The 17,823-nt window shown below is 33.5% G+C and carries 15 protein-coding genes, 1 pseudogene and 1 riboswitch; of the genes and pseudogenes, 12 read left to right on the plus strand and 4 right to left on the minus strand.

Annotated features, from left to right (window positions below; genetic code table 11):
• Positions 1 to 21 precede the first annotated feature (21 nt).
• Together larC and CLOST_RS01605 are read left to right on the plus strand one after the other, a co-directional pair.
• Positions 22 to 1,167, plus strand: coding sequence for a nickel pincer cofactor biosynthesis protein LarC (gene larC / locus CLOST_RS01600; protein WP_013360511.1), 1,146 nt, complete (start codon positions 22 to 24; stop codon positions 1,165 to 1,167).
• Positions 1,168 to 1,326: 159 nt separating this feature from the next.
• Positions 1,327 to 2,457 carry an alpha-D-ribose 1-methylphosphonate 5-triphosphate diphosphatase gene (locus tag CLOST_RS01605; RefSeq protein ID WP_013360512.1) on the plus strand — a complete coding sequence of 377 codons (1,131 nt, stop codon included), beginning with the start codon at positions 1,327 to 1,329 and terminating at the stop codon, positions 2,455 to 2,457.
• An 82-nt stretch (positions 2,458 to 2,539) separates the two neighbouring features.
• On the opposite strand, the gene CLOST_RS01610 is transcribed toward CLOST_RS01605, so the two are convergent.
• From CLOST_RS01610 to CLOST_RS01615, 3 genes and pseudogenes are all read right to left on the minus strand, one after another.
• Positions 2,540 to 4,333, minus strand: a complete 1,794-nt coding sequence (locus CLOST_RS01610) for an ABC transporter ATP-binding protein (RefSeq protein ID WP_013360513.1) — start codon at positions 4,331 to 4,333, stop codon at positions 2,540 to 2,542.
• Position 4,334: 1 nt separating this feature from the next.
• Positions 4,335 to 4,526, minus strand: coding sequence for a Lipid A export ATP-binding/permease protein msbA (fragment) (locus tag CLOST_RS14065; RefSeq protein WP_013360514.1), 192 nt, complete (start codon positions 4,524 to 4,526; stop codon positions 4,335 to 4,337).
• Between the two features lie 66 nt (positions 4,527 to 4,592).
• Positions 4,593 to 6,086, minus strand: a pseudogene (locus CLOST_RS01615) (ABC transporter ATP-binding protein); the annotation flags it as partial.
• A gap of 393 nt (positions 6,087 to 6,479) precedes the next feature.
• Here CLOST_RS01615 and CLOST_RS01620 point away from each other — a divergent pair.
• The 5 genes from CLOST_RS01620 (at position 6,480) to guaA (ending at position 12,811) form a co-directional block, all read left to right on the plus strand.
• Positions 6,480 to 7,829 (plus strand): MATE family efflux transporter, encoded by a 1,350-nt coding sequence (locus CLOST_RS01620; protein WP_013360516.1) that lies wholly within the window; start codon positions 6,480 to 6,482, stop codon positions 7,827 to 7,829.
• A gap of 77 nt (positions 7,830 to 7,906) precedes the next feature.
• Positions 7,907 to 8,602: a radical SAM protein gene (locus CLOST_RS01625; RefSeq protein ID WP_013360517.1), complete on the plus strand. Its 696-nt coding sequence runs from the start codon at positions 7,907 to 7,909 to the stop codon at positions 8,600 to 8,602.
• 26 nt (positions 8,603 to 8,628) lie between these two features.
• Complete coding sequence (locus CLOST_RS01630; RefSeq protein WP_013360518.1) at positions 8,629 to 9,336, plus strand: B3/B4 domain-containing protein; 708 nt, start codon at positions 8,629 to 8,631, stop codon at positions 9,334 to 9,336.
• A 262-nt stretch (positions 9,337 to 9,598) separates the two neighbouring features.
• Positions 9,599 to 9,698, plus strand: a riboswitch (purine riboswitch).
• 114 nt (positions 9,699 to 9,812) lie between these two features.
• Entirely contained in the window at positions 9,813 to 11,276 is a 1,464-nt protein-coding gene (gene guaB / locus CLOST_RS01635) for an IMP dehydrogenase (RefSeq protein WP_013360519.1), read from the plus strand.
• Between the two features lie 5 nt (positions 11,277 to 11,281).
• Positions 11,282 to 12,811 (plus strand): glutamine-hydrolyzing GMP synthase, encoded by a 1,530-nt coding sequence (guaA, locus tag CLOST_RS01640; protein ID WP_013360520.1) that lies wholly within the window; start codon positions 11,282 to 11,284, stop codon positions 12,809 to 12,811.
• Between the two features lie 178 nt (positions 12,812 to 12,989).
• Here the strand turns inward: guaA and CLOST_RS01645 are convergent, their stop codons facing one another.
• On the minus strand, positions 12,990 to 13,424 hold the full coding sequence (locus CLOST_RS01645) for a helix-turn-helix domain-containing protein (protein ID WP_013360521.1): 435 nt from the start codon (positions 13,422 to 13,424) through the stop codon (positions 12,990 to 12,992).
• A 260-nt stretch (positions 13,425 to 13,684) separates the two neighbouring features.
• On the opposite strand from CLOST_RS01645, the gene CLOST_RS01650 reads away from it, so the two are divergent.
• The 5 genes from CLOST_RS01650 (at position 13,685) to CLOST_RS01670 (ending at position 17,788) form a co-directional block, all read left to right on the plus strand.
• Positions 13,685 to 13,897, plus strand: a complete 213-nt coding sequence (locus CLOST_RS01650; protein WP_013360522.1) for a helix-turn-helix transcriptional regulator — start codon at positions 13,685 to 13,687, stop codon at positions 13,895 to 13,897.
• On the plus strand, positions 13,884 to 15,014 hold the full coding sequence (locus tag CLOST_RS01655) for a site-specific integrase (RefSeq protein ID WP_013360523.1): 1,131 nt from the start codon (positions 13,884 to 13,886) through the stop codon (positions 15,012 to 15,014). The genes CLOST_RS01650 and CLOST_RS01655 overlap by 14 nt, the downstream gene beginning before the upstream one ends.
• Positions 15,007 to 15,378, plus strand: coding sequence for a plasmid mobilization protein (locus CLOST_RS01660; RefSeq protein ID WP_013360524.1), 372 nt, complete (start codon positions 15,007 to 15,009; stop codon positions 15,376 to 15,378). The genes CLOST_RS01655 and CLOST_RS01660 overlap by 8 nt, the downstream gene beginning before the upstream one ends.
• Positions 15,379 to 15,477: 99 nt before the next feature.
• Entirely contained in the window at positions 15,478 to 16,434 is a 957-nt protein-coding gene (locus CLOST_RS01665; protein WP_013360525.1) for a phage DNA-polymerase or DNA-primase, read from the plus strand.
• A complete protein-coding gene (locus tag CLOST_RS01670; RefSeq protein ID WP_013360526.1) occupies positions 16,424 to 17,788 on the plus strand; it encodes a VapE domain-containing protein in 1,365 nt (454 codons plus the stop codon). Before CLOST_RS01665 ends, CLOST_RS01670 begins: the two co-directional genes overlap by 11 nt.
• Positions 17,789 to 17,823: the final 35 nt, after the last annotated feature.

Genomic DNA, 17,823 nt, shown 5'->3' on the forward strand with positions numbered 1-17,823 from the left:
ATTGTAGTAGGAGGATTTTAAATGAATTTATATTTGGATATAGTAGGAGGCATATCAGGTGATATGATGCTTTCCTCGCTTCTTGGACTAGGAGTAAATTACGATAGGTTTATAGAAGTAATGAGTACGCTTTCAATTAGCGATGAATTTGAAATAAGCTTAAGTCAAGCTTCAAAAGGAGCAATAGGGGGAAATAAGGTTGATGTAATTTTAAAAGAGGATTCTTCTTTTGTGCATAGAAATCTTAGCGATATTATTAATATCATAGATAATTCTGGAATATCTTCTAGAGCAAAATACATGGCTAGAAAAATATTTACAGTGTTGGCAGAGGCAGAGGCGAAGGTTCATCTTGCTAAGGTAGAAGATGTACATTTTCACGAAGTAGGAGCTGTTGACTCTATAGTGGATATTATAGGAACTGCTGTTCTAATAGATATGCTTGATATTGAGACTATATATTGCAGTGAGATACCACTTGGAAGTGGATTTACTTGGTCCCAGCATGGGAAGATACCTCTTCCAGCACCAGCGACTCTCAATCTACTAGAAGATATGAAGGTTAGATTGACCAATCTTCAGGCTGAAACAGTGACACCTACAGGAGCTGCAATATTAAAGGGGTTAAATGCTAAACAAGCCTCAAATCTCAGCATGATGATTAAGAAAACCTCTATAGGATGCGGGACGAAGAATTTTGATATACCAAATATCCTAAGAGCTATTTTATTTCAGCCAAACGATTATTATATAAGAGAAAAATTGGCTGTATTATCTTGTAATCTAGATGATATGACCGGAGAGCTTATGGGTAACGCTATGGAAGAGCTTTTTGACGCGGGTGCTCTAGATGTTTGGTTTTCTCCTATAATGATGAAGAAAAGCAGACCAGCCTACAAGCTTGAGGTGCTTACAACCATGCATCAAAAAGAAGCTATATCAAAGGCTATTTTTGAGCAGACCACAACTCTTGGAATAAGAGAGCAGATAATCGATAGAAAATCACTAAAAAGAAAAATAAGATCTCAAAAAACAGAGCTAGGCAGTATCAGAATTAAAGAAGCTTATCTTGGAGACAAAAAAATAAATCAAAAACCAGAGTTTGAAGACCTCAAAGCTTTGGCAAAAAAGAAGGGCGTAACAGTTAGAAGCCTTAATATAAAATAGCAAAATTCATTATAGAACCCACTATTTTATATATAGAAAAAGTCAAAGTTTCTTCTAAAGCAATTTTTACAAAATTTCCATATATTTGTGTTATAATCATGAGATAGGTGATAAGAAAGCTATAATTTGAACCTAGTAATTGATAAAGGGGGTCTTTAAGTGCTAGTAATATACAGCGATAAAATCGTACAAAATGATGCAGTTATAAGTGGTTATATTCATATAGCAGATGGCAAGATCCAGAAAATAGATGAGAAATCATCCTTAAAAGACTATATAGATATGACAGGAAAGTATATCCTGCCAGGTCTTATCAATATAAAAAGTGAGCATATATCTAGAGAAAATCAGATTAAATTAAATAGCAGATTTCCTTTTGCAAAGATCTTCAGAGAAGTTGAAATAAAATATGCCTCAGCAGGAATAACTACATTGTTTCACTCTATTCCTCTAGTAAATGGCAGATACAGAGAAGACTTTACTACTGGCCCGAAGATGGCAAAAGATATAAAAGAGCTTTCTAAACGTTCCAATCTCATTGACCATAGAATTCACATGGCATTTCAGCTTGGCTTTATTCAGAGCATGGATAAAATAAAAGAGATGCTAGAATCAAATCTCTTGGATTATATTTCATATTCAGGCTATTGCAGAAGTGAGGAAGAAAGATATAGAGAGATTTATTATGAGGATTATATCCAAAGAGTAATGGGCCTAAGTGAAGCTACCTGCAAGAGAATGGTAGAGAGAGTAAGAGAGCTAAGAAGTGAATCGAATCTAGAAGAGCTAGCATATATGCTAAAGTACGCTCACTACAAGGGCGTAAAGGTAGGAACCTCTGAGCTAAGCGTAATTAAAAAGCTAGAGTTTTTAGAACAGCAGGGCATTAATATAATTGAAAATCCGTCGCTTGAAGAAGCATTAAATTTAGATTCAGGCTCTGATAAAATGATTATGATGGACATTTTATCTCTTAGCAAGCAGCTTAATAAAACCTATCAGGATCAAGTGGTGTCAGCTATTAGGACTGGTCATATAGATATACTTTCTTCTGATATGAGAGCGCACGACATATTGGCATTTGTATTTCAGCTAGCTCAGGACCTTGGATTAGAAAAAGCAGTATCGCTTGTCACTTCAAATCCAGCAACTGCACTTAAGCTAAAGGACAGAGGACAAATCAAGGAAAGTCTAAGAGCGGATTTAATAGTAGTAGATATCCTAGATGAAGTACCTGTAGTTGAAATGACTATATCAAATGGAAAAATAGTATATAGAGCCAATTATTAATTCAGCCTTTAAAATATATATAAATATAAACAAAGGGGCTTTCGAAAACTAAAAAGTTTTCGTCAGCCCCTTTTAACATGGTTTAATTTTTGTATTGAAGCAGGTAAAGATTATGGTAAATGCCTTTTTGAGATAGAAGCTCGTCATGCCTTCCCATTTCTCTTATTTTACCTTTATGAAGCACGATGATATTATCTGCATGCTGTATAGTTGATAGTCTGTGAGCTACTACAATTGTAGTTCTGTTTTGGATTACCCTGGTGATAGCATCTTGGATTAGAAGCTCTGTTTGAGTGTCGATGTTTGATGTGGCTTCATCTAGTATCAAAATCTTAGGCTCATAGGCTAGAGCTCTAGCAAATGCAAGTAGCTGTCTTTCGCCAGATGAAAAGGTAGCGCCGTTTTCCTCTACATTGGCATCATAGGCTTTTGGAAGCTTATTTATAAACCTATCTGCATTCACAAATTTTGCGACTGCTTCTATTTTTTCATCAGAAATCTCATCGTTATCTAGTCTGATATTGCTTTTTATATCTCCTGTAAACAAGAATACATCCTGAAGTACAGCAGAAATCTGATTTCTAAGATGAGAGACAGGAATGTCTTTAATATCTACAGAATCGATTAAGATTCTTCCCTTTTGAATCTCGTATAGTCTAGCTATGAGACTTATGATAGTGGTCTTACCAGAACCAGTAGAGCCTACAAAAGCAACTGTTTCGCCAGGATTTATAACAAAGCTTACATCCCTAAGTACCCAGTCCTCATCTCCTGTATATGAAAACCAGACATTTTCAAATTCTATTTTGCCAGTGATTTCAGGATAATCTTTAGTTTCTTCATCTTCTACATCAGAAGAAATTGGTTCATCCATGAGCTGAAATATCCTTTCTGAAGATGCCATTGCCGATTGCATGATATTGAACTTTTCAGATAAATCGTAAATAGGATGAAAAAATTGCTCCAGATAATTTATAAATGCAAAGAGAACTCCAAAAGGCATCTGACCTTTTAAAACAGCTCCTCCTGCAAACCAAATAAGTAGGGCTAGTCCAAAGGAATAAATAAGGTCCATAGAAGGCCTAAATATCGCAAATATAAATAATTCCTTCAGAGAAGCATCTAGGTGAGCTTCGTTATACTTGGAAAATTCTTCTTTTTTGCGCTCCTCTTGAGCAAAAATCTGAATTATTCTCATACCTGAAATATTTTCGCTAAGAGATGAGTTTATAACTGCAAGCCTAGTTCTGACAAGTCTGTAGGCTTTTCTGGATTTCTTTCTAAATACTATGGATACCCAGACTATAATAGGGATAGTTATAAAAACCATAAGAGATACCTTTAAGTCCAGTCGTATCATCATGATAATGATACCACCTAGCAGAAAAACATCCTTAAAAAACGATACAAGCACAGAGGTGTAAAGCTCATTTAGATTTTCCATATCATTTGTAAGCCTAGTTACTAGTCTGCCAGTAGGATTTTTATCAAAAAAGCTAAGAGGTAGATGCATCACTTTGTCATATAGAGTAGTTCTCATATTATGGATTACTCTTTGGCCTACATAAGAAAGCAAATAAACCTGAAGATAATTGAAGAAGAAGCCTCCAGTAATAAGAAGAAAAAGGAAAAACACTATTTGCTGGACTCCCTTTACTGCTTCATCCTTTGGAATGCTTCCTACAGGAGAGATGTACTCATCTACAGCTATCTTAATCATCCAGGGCCTAGCAAGGTCTACAACGGTAGCTAGCAGTATCATCAAAAAACTAAGCACTAGAAGTCCTGTAAACGGCTTGGCATAAGACATAAGCCTTTTCATCAAAGCTACGTCAAAACCTTTATCTTGAATTTCACTTTCTTCAAAATGTCCCATGCTACACCTCCTTGTCTAGCTTTTCTTCTAGTAGTTGTTTGCGATAGAGGTCTTCGTAAGCTCCCTTTTGAACTAGTAGCTCACTATGAGTTCCTCTTTCTGTTATTACTCCGTCTTCTAAATAAAGAATTTCGTCAGCATCCTTAATTGCTGAAATTCTGTGAGATATTATAATACTTGTCCTGTCTTTCATAACCTCTTTAAGATGACCTAGAATTTTTTCCTCAGTTTTAGTATCAACAGCGGACAGACAGTCGTCTAGAATTAAAATTTCAGGATTTTTAATAAGAGCTCTTGCAATAGCGACTCTTTGTTTTTGGCCTCCAGATAGGGTGACTCCTTTTTCTCCTACAATAGTGTCATAGCCTGCAGGAAATTCAGTTATATCCTCGTCTATAGCTGCTATCTTAGCAACCTCTATTACCCTTTCTCTAGGAAGTTCAGGATTAGAAAAGGCTATATTTTCATGGATACTGCAAGAAAATAAAAAAGCTTATTGAGGTACATAGCCTATTTTTTCTCTTAGCTTCTTGTGCTTTAAATCTTCTATATTAGTATCGCTAACCTTTATAATCCCATCACTATGAGAGTAAAATCTCAAAAGTAAGGATGATACTGAAGACTTTCCGCTTCCTGTTTTGCCTACTATAGCGAGGGTTTTGCCTTTATTAATATGAAAATCCAGATTCCTAAGAGCAAAATTTTCACTTTGAGGATACTTGAATGAAACATTTTCAAAGCTTATCCTCGGAGTGAACTCCTCTGGCCAAATAGCAGTTTCTTTATCGATTAAAGCAGGAGCAGTATCTAGTATTTCGTTAATTCTCTTGATGGAAGCAATCCCTCTTTGCATACTGTTGATTACCCAGCCTATAGCCATCATAGGCCATATTAGCATGCCTAGATAGGTGATAAAAGCAACTAAATCACCTAGTGACAGCGAGCCATCTATAACCATCTTTCCCCCTTGAAGCAAGGCGATAAGAAAGCTGATAGAAGAAATAAAGCCTATCATAGGAAACATAAAGCCATAAATAGCTGCAAGCTTCATATTTTTATTTACATAAACTTCACTGGTGTTTTCAAAATTACTAAGCGATGATTTTTCTCTTACGAAGGATTTTATAACTCTTATCCCACTGATTGATTCTTGGGTATGGTCGCTAAGTCCTGAAAAAGCTTCTTGAACTTGTTTATAGAGCTTTTGAATTTTTTTGCCAAGAAAAGTTACTAGGGCAGCCATGAAAGGCAGAGGCAGTAGTGCCCAAATAGTAAGCTTAGGATTTATAGTTGAAAACATAATGACCATGGTAGTTATAGAAATCACTATAGCATCTGTAGTCATGATGACACCGGGTCCAAAAGACATACGGATGGCTTGGATATCGTTGGTAGCATGAGCCATTAAATCTCCAGTTTTCCTGTAGTTAAAAAATTCCGGGGTCATATCCTCTAAGTGAATGAACAGCTTATTTCTCAGCCAGCACTCAAGCTTTCTAGCACTTCCTATGATATTCATACGCCAGAAATATCGAAATATGGCCACGAGACAGGCTATACCTATGATTATAAAGCCATATAGAGTTATGCCGCTTGCATCTATGGTTCCAGATTTAATAGAGTCTGTAATTGACCCTATGATTTTAGGTGGGATAAGCTGAAGCAGGTCTACGATTATAAGAGCAGTTACCCCAAGGAGATATTGCCGCTTATATGTGATTAAAAAATCCTTAAGATGTCTAAGTAAATACATAATTATGCTCCTTTTTATAAATGTAGTAGATATAAATAATTCATCACTAATCAACAGAAGATATTAATATTTTTAATTATATTATTTGAATAGATTTTTTTCATATTATAAAAATAAGTTTTTTGAATATTTAAAGATTTTACCAAAATATTATACCATATAAAAAAAGTTAAACGGGAATTAAAGCGTTGCTAAAAGCATATAAAAAGAAATAATTTCAAAAAAATATTGTATATAGAACTACACTGTGCTATAATTCTAAAAAAATAACTCGCAGTTGTTTCTTTGCCGCCGGGTAAAGAAATCTAGGCGTCAGCTTTCCTATCGTTAGGCCATTGAAGATAGGAAGTGCTGGCGCTTTTGTTTTTGAGATGAGAAAGAGAAGGAAGCAATATGAAAACGGACATAGCATTAAAAGACAAATCAATATTAAAAAACTTTACAAAGTACTCACTTTCAAATGTGCTAGGGATGGTAGGATTATCGTGCTACATACTTGCAGATACATTTTTTATAGCAAATGGAGTGGGAGCAGATGGGCTTGCGGCTCTTAATCTAGCTATCCCAATTTACAGCTTTATTCATGGCTGTGGTCTTATGCTTGGAATAGGCGGAGTAACGAAATACTCCATATATAAAAGCCAAAAATCAGAGCATAAAGCAAATAGCATTTTTACAAATACTATTTATCTAGCGCTTTTAATCTCGCTTATATTTATGCTATTAGGGTATTTTTATTCAGAAGGGCTAGCTCATATTTTAGGAGCAGATAGCAAAATATTTGCAATGACAAATACCTACTTAAAAGTCATGCTTTTGTTCACACCGTTATTTATTGTAAATGAGATTCTCATATGCTTTGTGAGAAACGATTCAAAGCCTAGGCTTTCTATGACAGCAATGCTAGTTGGAAGTCTTTCAAATATAATTTTAGACTATATATTTATATTTGAATTTAAAATGGGGATGCTCGGAGCGGTGCTAGCGACAGGAGTATCACCTATAATAAGCATGATAGTAATTTCTGTGCATTTTATAAAGAAAAATAACAGCTTTTACTTGGTAAAGATAAAACTAAAATTGAGTAAAATAAAGACTATATTTTCTCTAGGATTACCCTCGCTTATCACAGAACTTTCAGCAGGTGTGGTGATGATAGTGTTTAATCTTATAATACTTAGATTAGAGGGAAACACTGGAGTAGCAGCCTATGGAGTCATTGCCAATATTGCTCTAGTAGTAAATGCTATGTTCGTAGGAATAGCTCAGGGAATACAGCCCCTAATCACAAAGGCATATGGCAAAAGTGAAAAAGAGGTAATCAATAAGACATTAAAATATGCTCTAATTACTATGTTAGGACTTGCTATTGTAATCTACATAACTACAGCAACCTTTGCTGATTCTATAACGCTGCTGTTTAACAGCGATGGGAATCCAAAACTGCAAGAGATTGCAATTACTGGACTAAGACTGTATTTCACTTCAGGTATATTTGCAGGATTTAACATAATAATTTCCATGTACTTTACATCAACGGATAACCCAGCACCTGCTCAGCTTATATCTCTGATAAGAGGATTCTTTCTAATCATACCTCTTGCTTTTATACTCTCAAGAGCATTTGGGATTATTGGAGTGTGGATTACCTTTCCGCTTACGGAGGCTATGGTAGCCATAACTGTAGCGCTGTTTTTAACAAAAAATTGCAAACGACTAATACAAAATGCTAAGAAAAACTAACAAAAATATCTATTTAATATAAGCACAATTTAACGGCTATGTATTGGCGTATACTATATAAAATGGAGGAGATAAATATGAGTTTTTTTACTTACAAAGATGTGTATTTTGAAGATGGTGTAAAGGTTTTGGAAGTCAATTTGCTCCCAGAAAAATATTGTAATTTTGACTGCATATTTTGCCCTATAGGACGTTCTCAAAATAAAATTGATGAGAAAGTTTCGTTTGAGGATCAAGAGCAAGACATAAAAGAGCTTTTAGAAAGAATAGATAAAAATGAAATTGAGCTAGTATTTATTAATTCAAAAGGAGAAGCCTTTGTAAACGAAAAGCTAAGTGAAATAATTGATTTAATAAAATCTAAAAATGTAAAGGTACGTCTGCTTTCAAATGGATATGTGCTAGGCAAGGATGAATGTAGAAAAATTGCTAACAAATGCGATGAAGTAATTGGAGAGCTAAAAGTTCTAGAAGAAGAGGATTTTCAAAAGGTGCAAAGGCCAATAGCTGGGTATACTATAGAGGAATATATATCCAATATGATAGAGTTTAATAAGCAGTATAAAGGCAAGTTTATATTTGAAATCACAATCATAAAGGGATATAATGATGACCAAGAATCGATAGCAAAGCTAAAAACTATAATCAAACAGCTACAGCCTGAAGAAATACAAGTAGTTAGGCTAGAAGAAGAGCATTTTCAGAAAAAGCTAGGTATATCTGATGAACGCTTTGAGCAGATAAAAAAGGGAATTGATGTAATCTTATACTAAAAATATTATATTAGGAGGAAAAAATTATGAAAAAATTTGTAATTGAAAATGAATTCTGGGAGCTGTTTCCAACTGCCAAAATAGGAATCATCGTAGCGAATGATATTGATAACACCATAAAAGATGAAGCTAAATATGCTCCTATGCTTGCAGCTGCAGAAAAAGAGACAGATAAGTTCTTTACTGAAGGGGATTTTAGCAAAAATCCTGTAATAAAAGTTTGGAGAGAAGCCTTTACAAAATTCAAGACTAAAAAAGGTGCGAGATCTTCAATTGAAGCCTTACTAAAAAGAGTTTATAACGAAAACCATATAGGGACAATCAATCCTCTAGTTGATATATATAACTCAATATCTCTAAAATACGGTATGCCGTGTGGAGGAGAGGATATAGAAACCTTTGTAGGAGATGTAAGACTTACAAAAGCAATAGGAAATGAAGATTTCATAACCCTAGGCTCAGAGGAAAGTGCGCCGCCATATGAAGGCGAAATAGTATACAAAGACGACAAGGGAGCTATCTGCAGATGCTGGAACTGGCGTGAATCTGTAAGAACTATGCTGACAGAAAATACGAAGCATGCTTTCTTATGTATAGAGCTAGTTGATGAAACTAGAACTGAGGATTTTGAAGCTGCCCTAAATGAACTATCTGGCTTAGTAACAGAAAACTTGGGAGGAACAGCCAAAATTTCTATATTGGATATAAACCATAAGGAATTAGTCATAGTATAAGAATAAATTACTATATTAAATATAAATTGCGTATTTAGTATAGTAATTTTATGATAATAGATATTCATTAATAAACAGAGGTTGTTTAATAAAAATAAATGACATAATAAATAATAGCTCTTAACAAGAAAAATTATATATACAAAAAATTGGAAAACGATATCCTCCAATGCTTTGAAAAAACTAAAAAATAAATGTCTCTAATTCATTGACAAGGTCAGATTATTTTGATATCTTATAATACAATCAAACTAAATAACGAACATTTCAAATGTTTTTCCCTCATATAATACCGGTAATATGGACCGGAAGTCTCTACCGAAAACCGTAAATTTTCGACTATGAGTGGATCGCTGTGTATATTAAAATTGAGGAATACACTCGTGCGGCCACTCTATGCGCCCACGGGTGTTTTTTTGTAACAATTTTCAACTTAGTAGTTAAATTTTAGTATCCAAACAGGAGGAAATAATCTAATGGCAAAAATTCTGAAAGAAGCACTTACCTTCGACGACGTACTTTTAGTTCCACAAAAATCTAACGTACTACCATATCAGGTAGATACATCCACTTACCTAGCAAAAACAGTAAAACTAAATATCCCTATAGTGAGCGCTGGTATGGACACAGTAACTGAGCATGGGATGGCGATAGCAGTAGCAAGAGAAGGCGGTATAGGAATAATACACAAAAACATGACTATAGCAGAGCAGGCTCTAGAGGTAGACAAGGTAAAGCGTTCAGAACATGGTGTTATAGTAGATCCATTTTTCTTAACAAAAGATAAAACTCTAGGAGAAGCAGATTCTCTAATGGGAAGATACCGTATATCTGGAGTACCTATAGTAGATGAGCAAGATAAACTTATAGGAATCCTTACAAACAGAGACATAAGATTCGAAACAGATTTCACTAAAAAAATCGAAGAAGCTATGACAAGCGAAAACCTAATCACAGCACTTGAAGGAGTTTCATTAGAAGAAGCTCAGCATATACTAGCTAAACACAAAATAGAAAAACTTCCTATAGTAGACAAAGATGGATACCTAAAAGGACTAATCACTATAAAAGACATTGAAAAGAAAATCAAATTCCCTAACTCAGCAACAGATAGCCAAGGTAGACTTCTTTGCGGAGCTGCAGTAGGCGTAACTGAAGACATGATGGAAAGAATAGACGCTTTAGTAAATGCTAAAGTAGATATCATAGTAATAGATACAGCTCATGGACATTCTCAAGGAGTAATTCAGGCGGTTAAAAAATCTAAAGAAAAATATCCAGAGCTTCCTATAATAGCTGGAAACGTAGCAACTGGACCAGCGACAAGAGAACTAATCGAAGCTGGGGCTGACTGCGTTAAGGTAGGAATAGGACCTGGCTCAATTTGTACTACAAGAGTAGTAGCAGGAGTAGGAGTACCTCAAATATCAGCAGTTATGGATTGCTACGAAGAAGCCTCTAAACACAATATTCCAATAATAGCAGATGGTGGAATCAAATACTCTGGAGACGTAGTAAAAGCAATCGCAGCTGGAGGCTCAGCAGTAATGCTAGGTTCACTGCTTGCAGGAACTAAAGAAAGTCCAGGAGAAACAGTAATCTACAAAGGCCGTTCATTTAAATCATATAGAGGAATGGGCTCACTAGCAGCTATGGAAAAAGGCTCAAAAGATAGATACTTCCAAAAAGACGCAAAGAAATTAGTACCAGAAGGAGTAGAAGGCATGGTTCCTTACAAAGGAGAAGCATCGGAGCTTATATTCCAAATGGTTGGAGGACTTCGCTCAGGTATGGGATACTGCGGAACTCCTACAATAAAAGACCTCATAGAAAACTCAGAGTTCGTAAGAATAACAGCGGCAGGATTAAGAGAAAGTCATCCTCATGATATTACAGTAACTAAAGAAGCACCTAACTACAGTGCTAATATGGAGGTCTAAAAATAATGAAACACGAAACAGTACTAATAATAGATTTTGGTGGACAGTACAATCAGCTTATAGCAAGAAGAGTTAGAGAAGCAAAAGTATACTGCGAAATCGTACCTTACAAAAAAGCAATGGAAAAAATAAAGGAAGTTAAGCCAGAAGGAATCATATTTACAGGAGGACCATCAAGTGTAAATGATCCTGGAGCTCCAGATATTCAGGCAGAAATATTTGACCTAGGCATTCCTATACTTGGAATCTGCTATGGGGCACAGCTTACAGCTAAAACTCTTGGAGGAAGTGTAGCAAAACCAGAAAAAAGAGAATACGGAAAAACAGAGATAAACTATACGGGTGGAAAATTATTTAAAGATGTTGATAAATCAAACATCTGCTGGATGAGTCACACAGACCAAATAGATAAGCTTCCAGAAGGCTTCACGATTACAGCGGCTACACATGACTGTCCAGTAGCGGCAATGGAAAATGTAGACAAAAAACTATATGCGCTTCAGTTTCATCCAGAAGTAGAGCATACAGTGCAAGGCTACAAAATAATTCGTAATTTCCTATTTGAAGTATGCGCTTTGTCTGGCGATTTTACTTCAGACTCCTTCATAGATGATAAAGTAAGGCTCATAAGACAGCAGGTGGGAGATAAAAAAACCCTTTGTGCCCTTAGTGGAGGGGTGGATTCCTCTGTGGCAGCAGTTCTCGTACATAAAGCCATAGGGGATAACCTCACCTGTATATTCGTAGACCATGGTCTACTTAGAAAAAATGAAGGTGACGATGTAGAGAGAATATTCAGAGACGAATTCTCTATGAATCTAATCAGAGTGAATGCTCAGGAAAGATTCCTTTCAAAGCTAGCTGGGGTAACTGACCCAGAAAGAAAAAGAAAAATTATTGGAGAAGAATTCATAAGAGTATTTGAAGAGGAGTCTAAAAAGCTAGGGGATGTAGAGTTCCTAGTACAAGGCACTATCTACCCAGACGTAATAGAAAGTGGAACAGATGAAGCGGCTGTAATCAAGAGTCACCACAATGTTGGAGGACTTCCTGAAGACATGAAGCTGAGCCTAGTTGAGCCACTTAGAGAGCTTTTCAAAGACGAAGTTAGAAATGTTGGACTAGAGCTAGGAATTCCTGAATACCTTATATTTAGACATCCATTCCCAGGACCAGGACTAGGAATCAGAGTACTAGGAGAAGTAACTGAGGAAAAATGCGACATATTAAGAGAAGCTGATGCTATCTATAGAGAAGAACTAGAAAAAGCAGGACTAGGAAGAAAAATCTGGCAAGCATTTGCAACACTTCCAGATGTAAAAACCGTAGGAGTAATGGGAGATGAGCGTACCTACTCATATATGGTAGGCCTAAGAGCAATCACCTCAACTGATGGAATGACAGGAGAATTTTATCCTATCCCATATGAAGTGCTAGGAACCATATCAACTAGAATAGTAAACGAAGTAAAAGGCGTAAATAGAGTAGTCTATGATGTAACAGGAAAACCACCAGCGACAATTGAGTGGGAATAGACTACAAATAGCTTAAAACCTTTTAAAATCAATGATTGTAAGGCTTCGTTATTTCATAATGGAACTAATTTGGGTAAAAAAATAAAAAAGAATAGTTAGATGAATAGTTAGTAAGTGGAATTCATGTAATCAGAAAGACCTTAGAAATAAATCTAGGGTCTTTTTTGTTTTTTGATTTTTATTTTTTTAGAAGTGCAGATTTTTTTGGGTAAGATATCTTCCAGTCGCGAAACTCTTCATCAGATATTTCATTGTTGTAGTGCTTTTTCCTCATATCATCCCATTCTTTCAAAAAATCATTAAATTCAGGACTATTACTCATCAGAAAACTCATACCACTTTCATCACGGTAAGGTCTTAATGTAAAGTTTGTTTCTAAATCAAAAATTATTTGATAAAAATCTATATTGGTATATAAGTTATGGTCTGTTATTGCTCCGGGATCACAATTTAGAGCAGATGCAATTTTATCAAGTTGCTGTTTTGTTGGTGATCTATTCCCTAATTCATAATTCCTGATAGCTGCATCAGAAATTCCGGATTTAATGGCTAATTCTTTTTGAGTCAAATTTCTTATAAGTCTTAGTTCTTTTAATTTCTTACCTGATATCATATTTAACTCCTTTATATCAATTATTTATATCAAAATAAGGACAACCATACACAATTGTTCTGTTAATATTTCATATATTATATCATAATAACTAGTTTGTATAGTTTTATTTATTATAATTAATGCTTGACAGTTCGAAAATGAACTAATATAATTACAATTAATACAGTTCGAATATGAACTATAAAACTGTATTAACTTATCCTATAAATTATTATATGGATTTTTAGTTTAAAGAACCTGTGAAAGGATGATTAATTGTGAATAAAATTTTTATGAATGCAAAAGAAGTCCAAGATTTTTTAGGAGTAAGTCGAACGACAGCATATCAGCTCATTAATGAAATGAATGAAGAACTAATCAAGATGGGTTATAGGACTCAAAGAGGAAAAGTAAATCGTCAATATTTTATGGAGAAATATTGCTATAGTACAAATTATGTAGAGAAAGGAGTATGCTTTGGGAGCTTATAAAGATGAGAGTAAAAACGGTACATGGTTTTGTAAATTTACCTATACGAATTGGAAAGGAGAAAAAATAAATAAGAAAAAGAGAGGATTTGCAACTAAAAAACTAGCACAAGAATGGGAACAAGAATTCTTGAATGAACAATCTGGAACATTAGAAATGACATTTAAGGAATTCTTCGAAGTATACAAAAGAGATAAAAAACCTAGAATAAGAGAACATACCTGGAAAACTAAAGAATATATTGTTAACACTAAAATACTTCCATACTTTGGAAAAATAAAAATGAATGAAATTAAATCTATTACAATTATTCATTGGCAAAATGAATTAATGGAAAAAAGAGATGATAAAGGTCAAAAATATTCTCCAACATATCTAAGAACAATACATGCTCAGTTAAGCAGTCTTCTAAACCATGCTTGCAAATACTATAACCTTAAAACTAATGCTGCAAGAGATGTAGGTTCAATGGGAGAAAAAGAAGCTAATGAAATGCTATTTTGGACCCAAGAGGAGTATGAAAAATTTATTTCAGCAATAAAAGATAAGCCTCAATCTTTTTATGCATTTGAAATTCTATATTGGTGTGGATTAAGAATTGGAGAATTATTTGCTTTAACAAAAGAAAAATTTGATTTTGAAAATAACATAGTTAAAGTAGACCAATCTGTACAAAAATTAAATGGAGAAATTGTTATTACTCCACCTAAAACCAAGAAAAGTATAAGAACGATTGTAATGCCTGAGTTTCTTTCTAGAGAAATACAAGAGTATCTATCAGGATTTTACAAATTAAAAGATAAAGATTTGATTTTCCCAATAAGCAAGAGCTATCTGCATCATGAAATGGATAGAGGATGTAAAAAAGCATCAGTAAAAAGAATACGAGTTCATGATTTGAGACATTCTCATGTATCTCTTCTAATTGAATTAGGATACTCAGCCATTGCAATTGCAGATAGAGTAGGGCATGAATCAATAGATATAACCTATAGATATGCACATTTGTTTCCGAGTAAGCAAAGTGATATGGCTAAGTCATTGATGCAGCTTAGGGATAATTCAAATAAGCCTAGTTGGGATGAACTACTAAATGATGAGGAGGAAATTGATGTTTAGATCAGAAAGTGTCTCTAAAAAAATGAAAGACAAAAAATATATGAAAAACAAAATAAAAACTAAAAATAGAAAAAGAGATAAAGTAGTTTGCTTCAGACTTACACAGACCGAATCTGATATGTTGGATAGAAAAATCACAATTACTGGAATTTCAAAGCAAGAATATATTATTCAATCAATATTAAATCATGAAGTAAATATAAAAAGTGATTATAGATTGGCAGAATCAATTTCAATGGAAATTTTTCAATTAGCAAAAGTAATTAAGAAGTTTGGAAAACTAAATGATGAAGAACAGTTGCTGTTAATGTATATTTTAGAAATTTATGAAGAGATAAAAAATGAAAAAGCCTTTAGCAATTGACTAAAGGCAAGATAAAAAATAAAGCTTGATAATATATCCGTGACAAGATTATTTTATCAGGTCGTATCAGAAATTTCAATACTGATATAGGAGGAGACTATGATAAACACAGAAAAGTATGCAAACAATATTCCATATAAAATGAGAAAATACAAGCAGTGGATTTTATTTAAAACATATATAAGAACTGATAGAAATGGAAATAAAAAAACTAGCAAAATACCTATTAGTCCAGTTACTTTTAAAGCAAAAGGATGGAATGAAAGAAAGTCCTGGATAGACTTTGATAATGCTTTAATTTCTCTTAAAAATAGTAACTGTGATGGAGTAGCATTTGTATTAACTAATCATGATCCATTTATTTGTATAGATTTAGATAACTGCATCACTTATGAGAATACTTTTTCAAATAAATTGGCAGAGGAATGTGTAAAGCTATTTGAAAACACCTATATGGAGATATCACATTCAGGTAGTGGAATCCATATATTTCTTGAAGGAGAAATACCAAAAAATATAAATAATCAAACTAAAGGAATTGAAATATATAAAGAGAATCATTGTATATCAATGACAGGAGAAATTTCAAATACTTTGATATATCCATCAAGAAATATAATCAATAGACAATCTGATTTAGATAAAATATATAAAAAGATGTCTCTTAATGAAAGATATAAAGCTAAATCAAATTCTAAATCTATTACTATCACAGAAGAAGTACCCGATGCAGACTCTATAATAGAAATAATGTGCAAATACAATAATACTGCAAAGGAACTTTTTGAAGGTGCTTTAGTGTCTGGAGATTGGAGCAAAGATGATTTTCATTTACTATTACTACTAAATAGTTATACCCATGGAAATGAATATCTTATGGAAGATATTTTCTTGAAATCTAATCTAAGTAGAGCAGAGGAAAAATCAAAAAGAACAGATAGAGAATCATACCTTAAATATTTAAGAAAGAGCATTAAAAAGGCAGTTGAAATAGGAAACTCTAATTATTGGCAATATAAAAAGTATCACAATAAAGGAGATTTCTATGTCAAATAGTTGGATTAAATTCTCGGACAACTGTCTTAAGCAATATATAAATAGAAATCTAGACTACACAAAAAAAGGTGAAATAAAAGATACAAAAGCTAATCTCATAACTGTATTAATCAACCCAAAATTTTGTAAAAGAAAGGGAATAGTAGCAGGGGAAATATTTTTTGATACCTGCTCTATGACGATTAAATTTTTAGGATATGTCAAAGGAGAAGAAGACTATAATAAAAATTCTTTAAGAAATTGGACAGACCAGTTAACTAATATTGTAGGAATAGAAATTGAAATGGAATATGGAATTAAGTATTCAAAAAATAAGATGGAAGATGCCATTAGCTTTATTGCAAATAAAAGAAGTGTCAATTTACCTAAGATGTATTTAAAATCATTAGAATATGACGGGAATGAATATATTTCTATGCTGCTTCCAAAATATTTAGGAGCAGAGGATACACCATTAAATTCATGGATTATTAGACATGTATTAATAGGTATGGTTAAAAGAGTTTTTAACCCAGGATGTAAATTTGATGAACTCTTAGTTTTGACTGGAGAGCAAGGAGTAGGTAAAACAAGTTTTATAGAAAAACTAGCATTACTTCCAGAATGGTACTGCTCATTAAGTAGCATAAAAGGAAAAGATGCAGTAAGTAATTTGCTTGGGAAAATAGTTGTTGAGTTAGAAGAATTTGTAGCACTTAGAAATGCCAAAAGTGCAGATGAAGCAAAACAATTCATATCATCTAGAACTAGCACAGTAAGACTTCCTTATGCTCGTTTTTCTGAAGATATAAAGAGAACTTGTATATTAATTGCAACAACAAATGATATTACTTTTCTAGGTGATTTTACTGGCGAAAGAAGATATCTTCCAGTACAAGTTAATCAGAAAAATATCAAAATTCCAGTTATGTATGATACGGAAAAATTTCCTCAATTAAAAACTATCACAAAAAAACAGCATGAAGAAATTGTAAGGAAATATTTTCATGGAGCGATAGCTCAAGCAGTATATCTATATGAACAAAACTGCTTTGAATCTGTATTACCTAAAGAATTAAAATCAGATTTAGAACTGGTTATACAAATCCATAAAAAAGATAACAGAAGCGTACAGAATTTTCATGAATTCATGGACTGGAAAATAAATTTTTCAGATACACCAGATATATTATGTTCAGCAGAATATACAAGTAAATATCCAGATACAAATGAAAAAATATTTTCAGAGATTATGGCTATAGAGATGTCTGATGAATGGGAAGTAGAAGTGAGTTCTAAAAGTAAAAAATATAAAATAGATGGAGTATATAGAGTAAGTAAAAAATTCTATAAACGTAGATTAGAGAAAAGTTAAAAAAACTCGCTACCGCTACCAAGCTAGAATTAGCA

The sequence above is a fragment of the Acetoanaerobium sticklandii genome (assembly GCF_000196455.1).
Classification (GTDB): domain Bacteria; phylum Bacillota; class Clostridia; order Peptostreptococcales; family Filifactoraceae; genus Acetoanaerobium; species Acetoanaerobium sticklandii.

What these genes read in the sequence shown, in the direction of transcription:
- CLOST_RS01625 (WP_013360517.1), top strand. Translation starts at nt 7,907, where the DNA reads ATGAGTTTTTTTACTTACAAAGATGTGTATTTTGAAGATGGTGTAAAG.
- CLOST_RS01620 (WP_013360516.1), top strand. Translation starts at nt 6,480, where the DNA reads ATGAAAACGGACATAGCATTAAAAGACAAATCAATATTAAAAAACTTT.
- CLOST_RS01665 (WP_013360525.1), top strand. Translation starts at nt 15,478, where the DNA reads ATGATAAACACAGAAAAGTATGCAAACAATATTCCATATAAAATGAGA.
- larC (WP_013360511.1), top strand. Translation starts at nt 22, where the DNA reads ATGAATTTATATTTGGATATAGTAGGAGGCATATCAGGTGATATGATG.
- CLOST_RS01610 (WP_013360513.1), bottom strand. Translation starts at nt 4,333, where the DNA reads ATGGGACATTTTGAAGAAAGTGAAATTCAAGATAAAGGTTTTGACGTA.
- CLOST_RS01630 (WP_013360518.1), top strand. Translation starts at nt 8,629, where the DNA reads ATGAAAAAATTTGTAATTGAAAATGAATTCTGGGAGCTGTTTCCAACT.
- guaA (WP_013360520.1), top strand. Translation starts at nt 11,282, where the DNA reads ATGAAACACGAAACAGTACTAATAATAGATTTTGGTGGACAGTACAAT.
- CLOST_RS01660 (WP_013360524.1), top strand. Translation starts at nt 15,007, where the DNA reads ATGTTTAGATCAGAAAGTGTCTCTAAAAAAATGAAAGACAAAAAATAT.
- CLOST_RS01670 (WP_013360526.1), top strand. Translation starts at nt 16,424, where the DNA reads ATGTCAAATAGTTGGATTAAATTCTCGGACAACTGTCTTAAGCAATAT.
- CLOST_RS01645 (WP_013360521.1), bottom strand. Translation starts at nt 13,424, where the DNA reads ATGATATCAGGTAAGAAATTAAAAGAACTAAGACTTATAAGAAATTTG.
- CLOST_RS14065 (WP_013360514.1), bottom strand. Translation starts at nt 4,526, where the DNA reads ATGAAAGACAGGACAAGTATTATAATATCTCACAGAATTTCAGCAATT.
- guaB (WP_013360519.1), top strand. Translation starts at nt 9,813, where the DNA reads ATGGCAAAAATTCTGAAAGAAGCACTTACCTTCGACGACGTACTTTTA.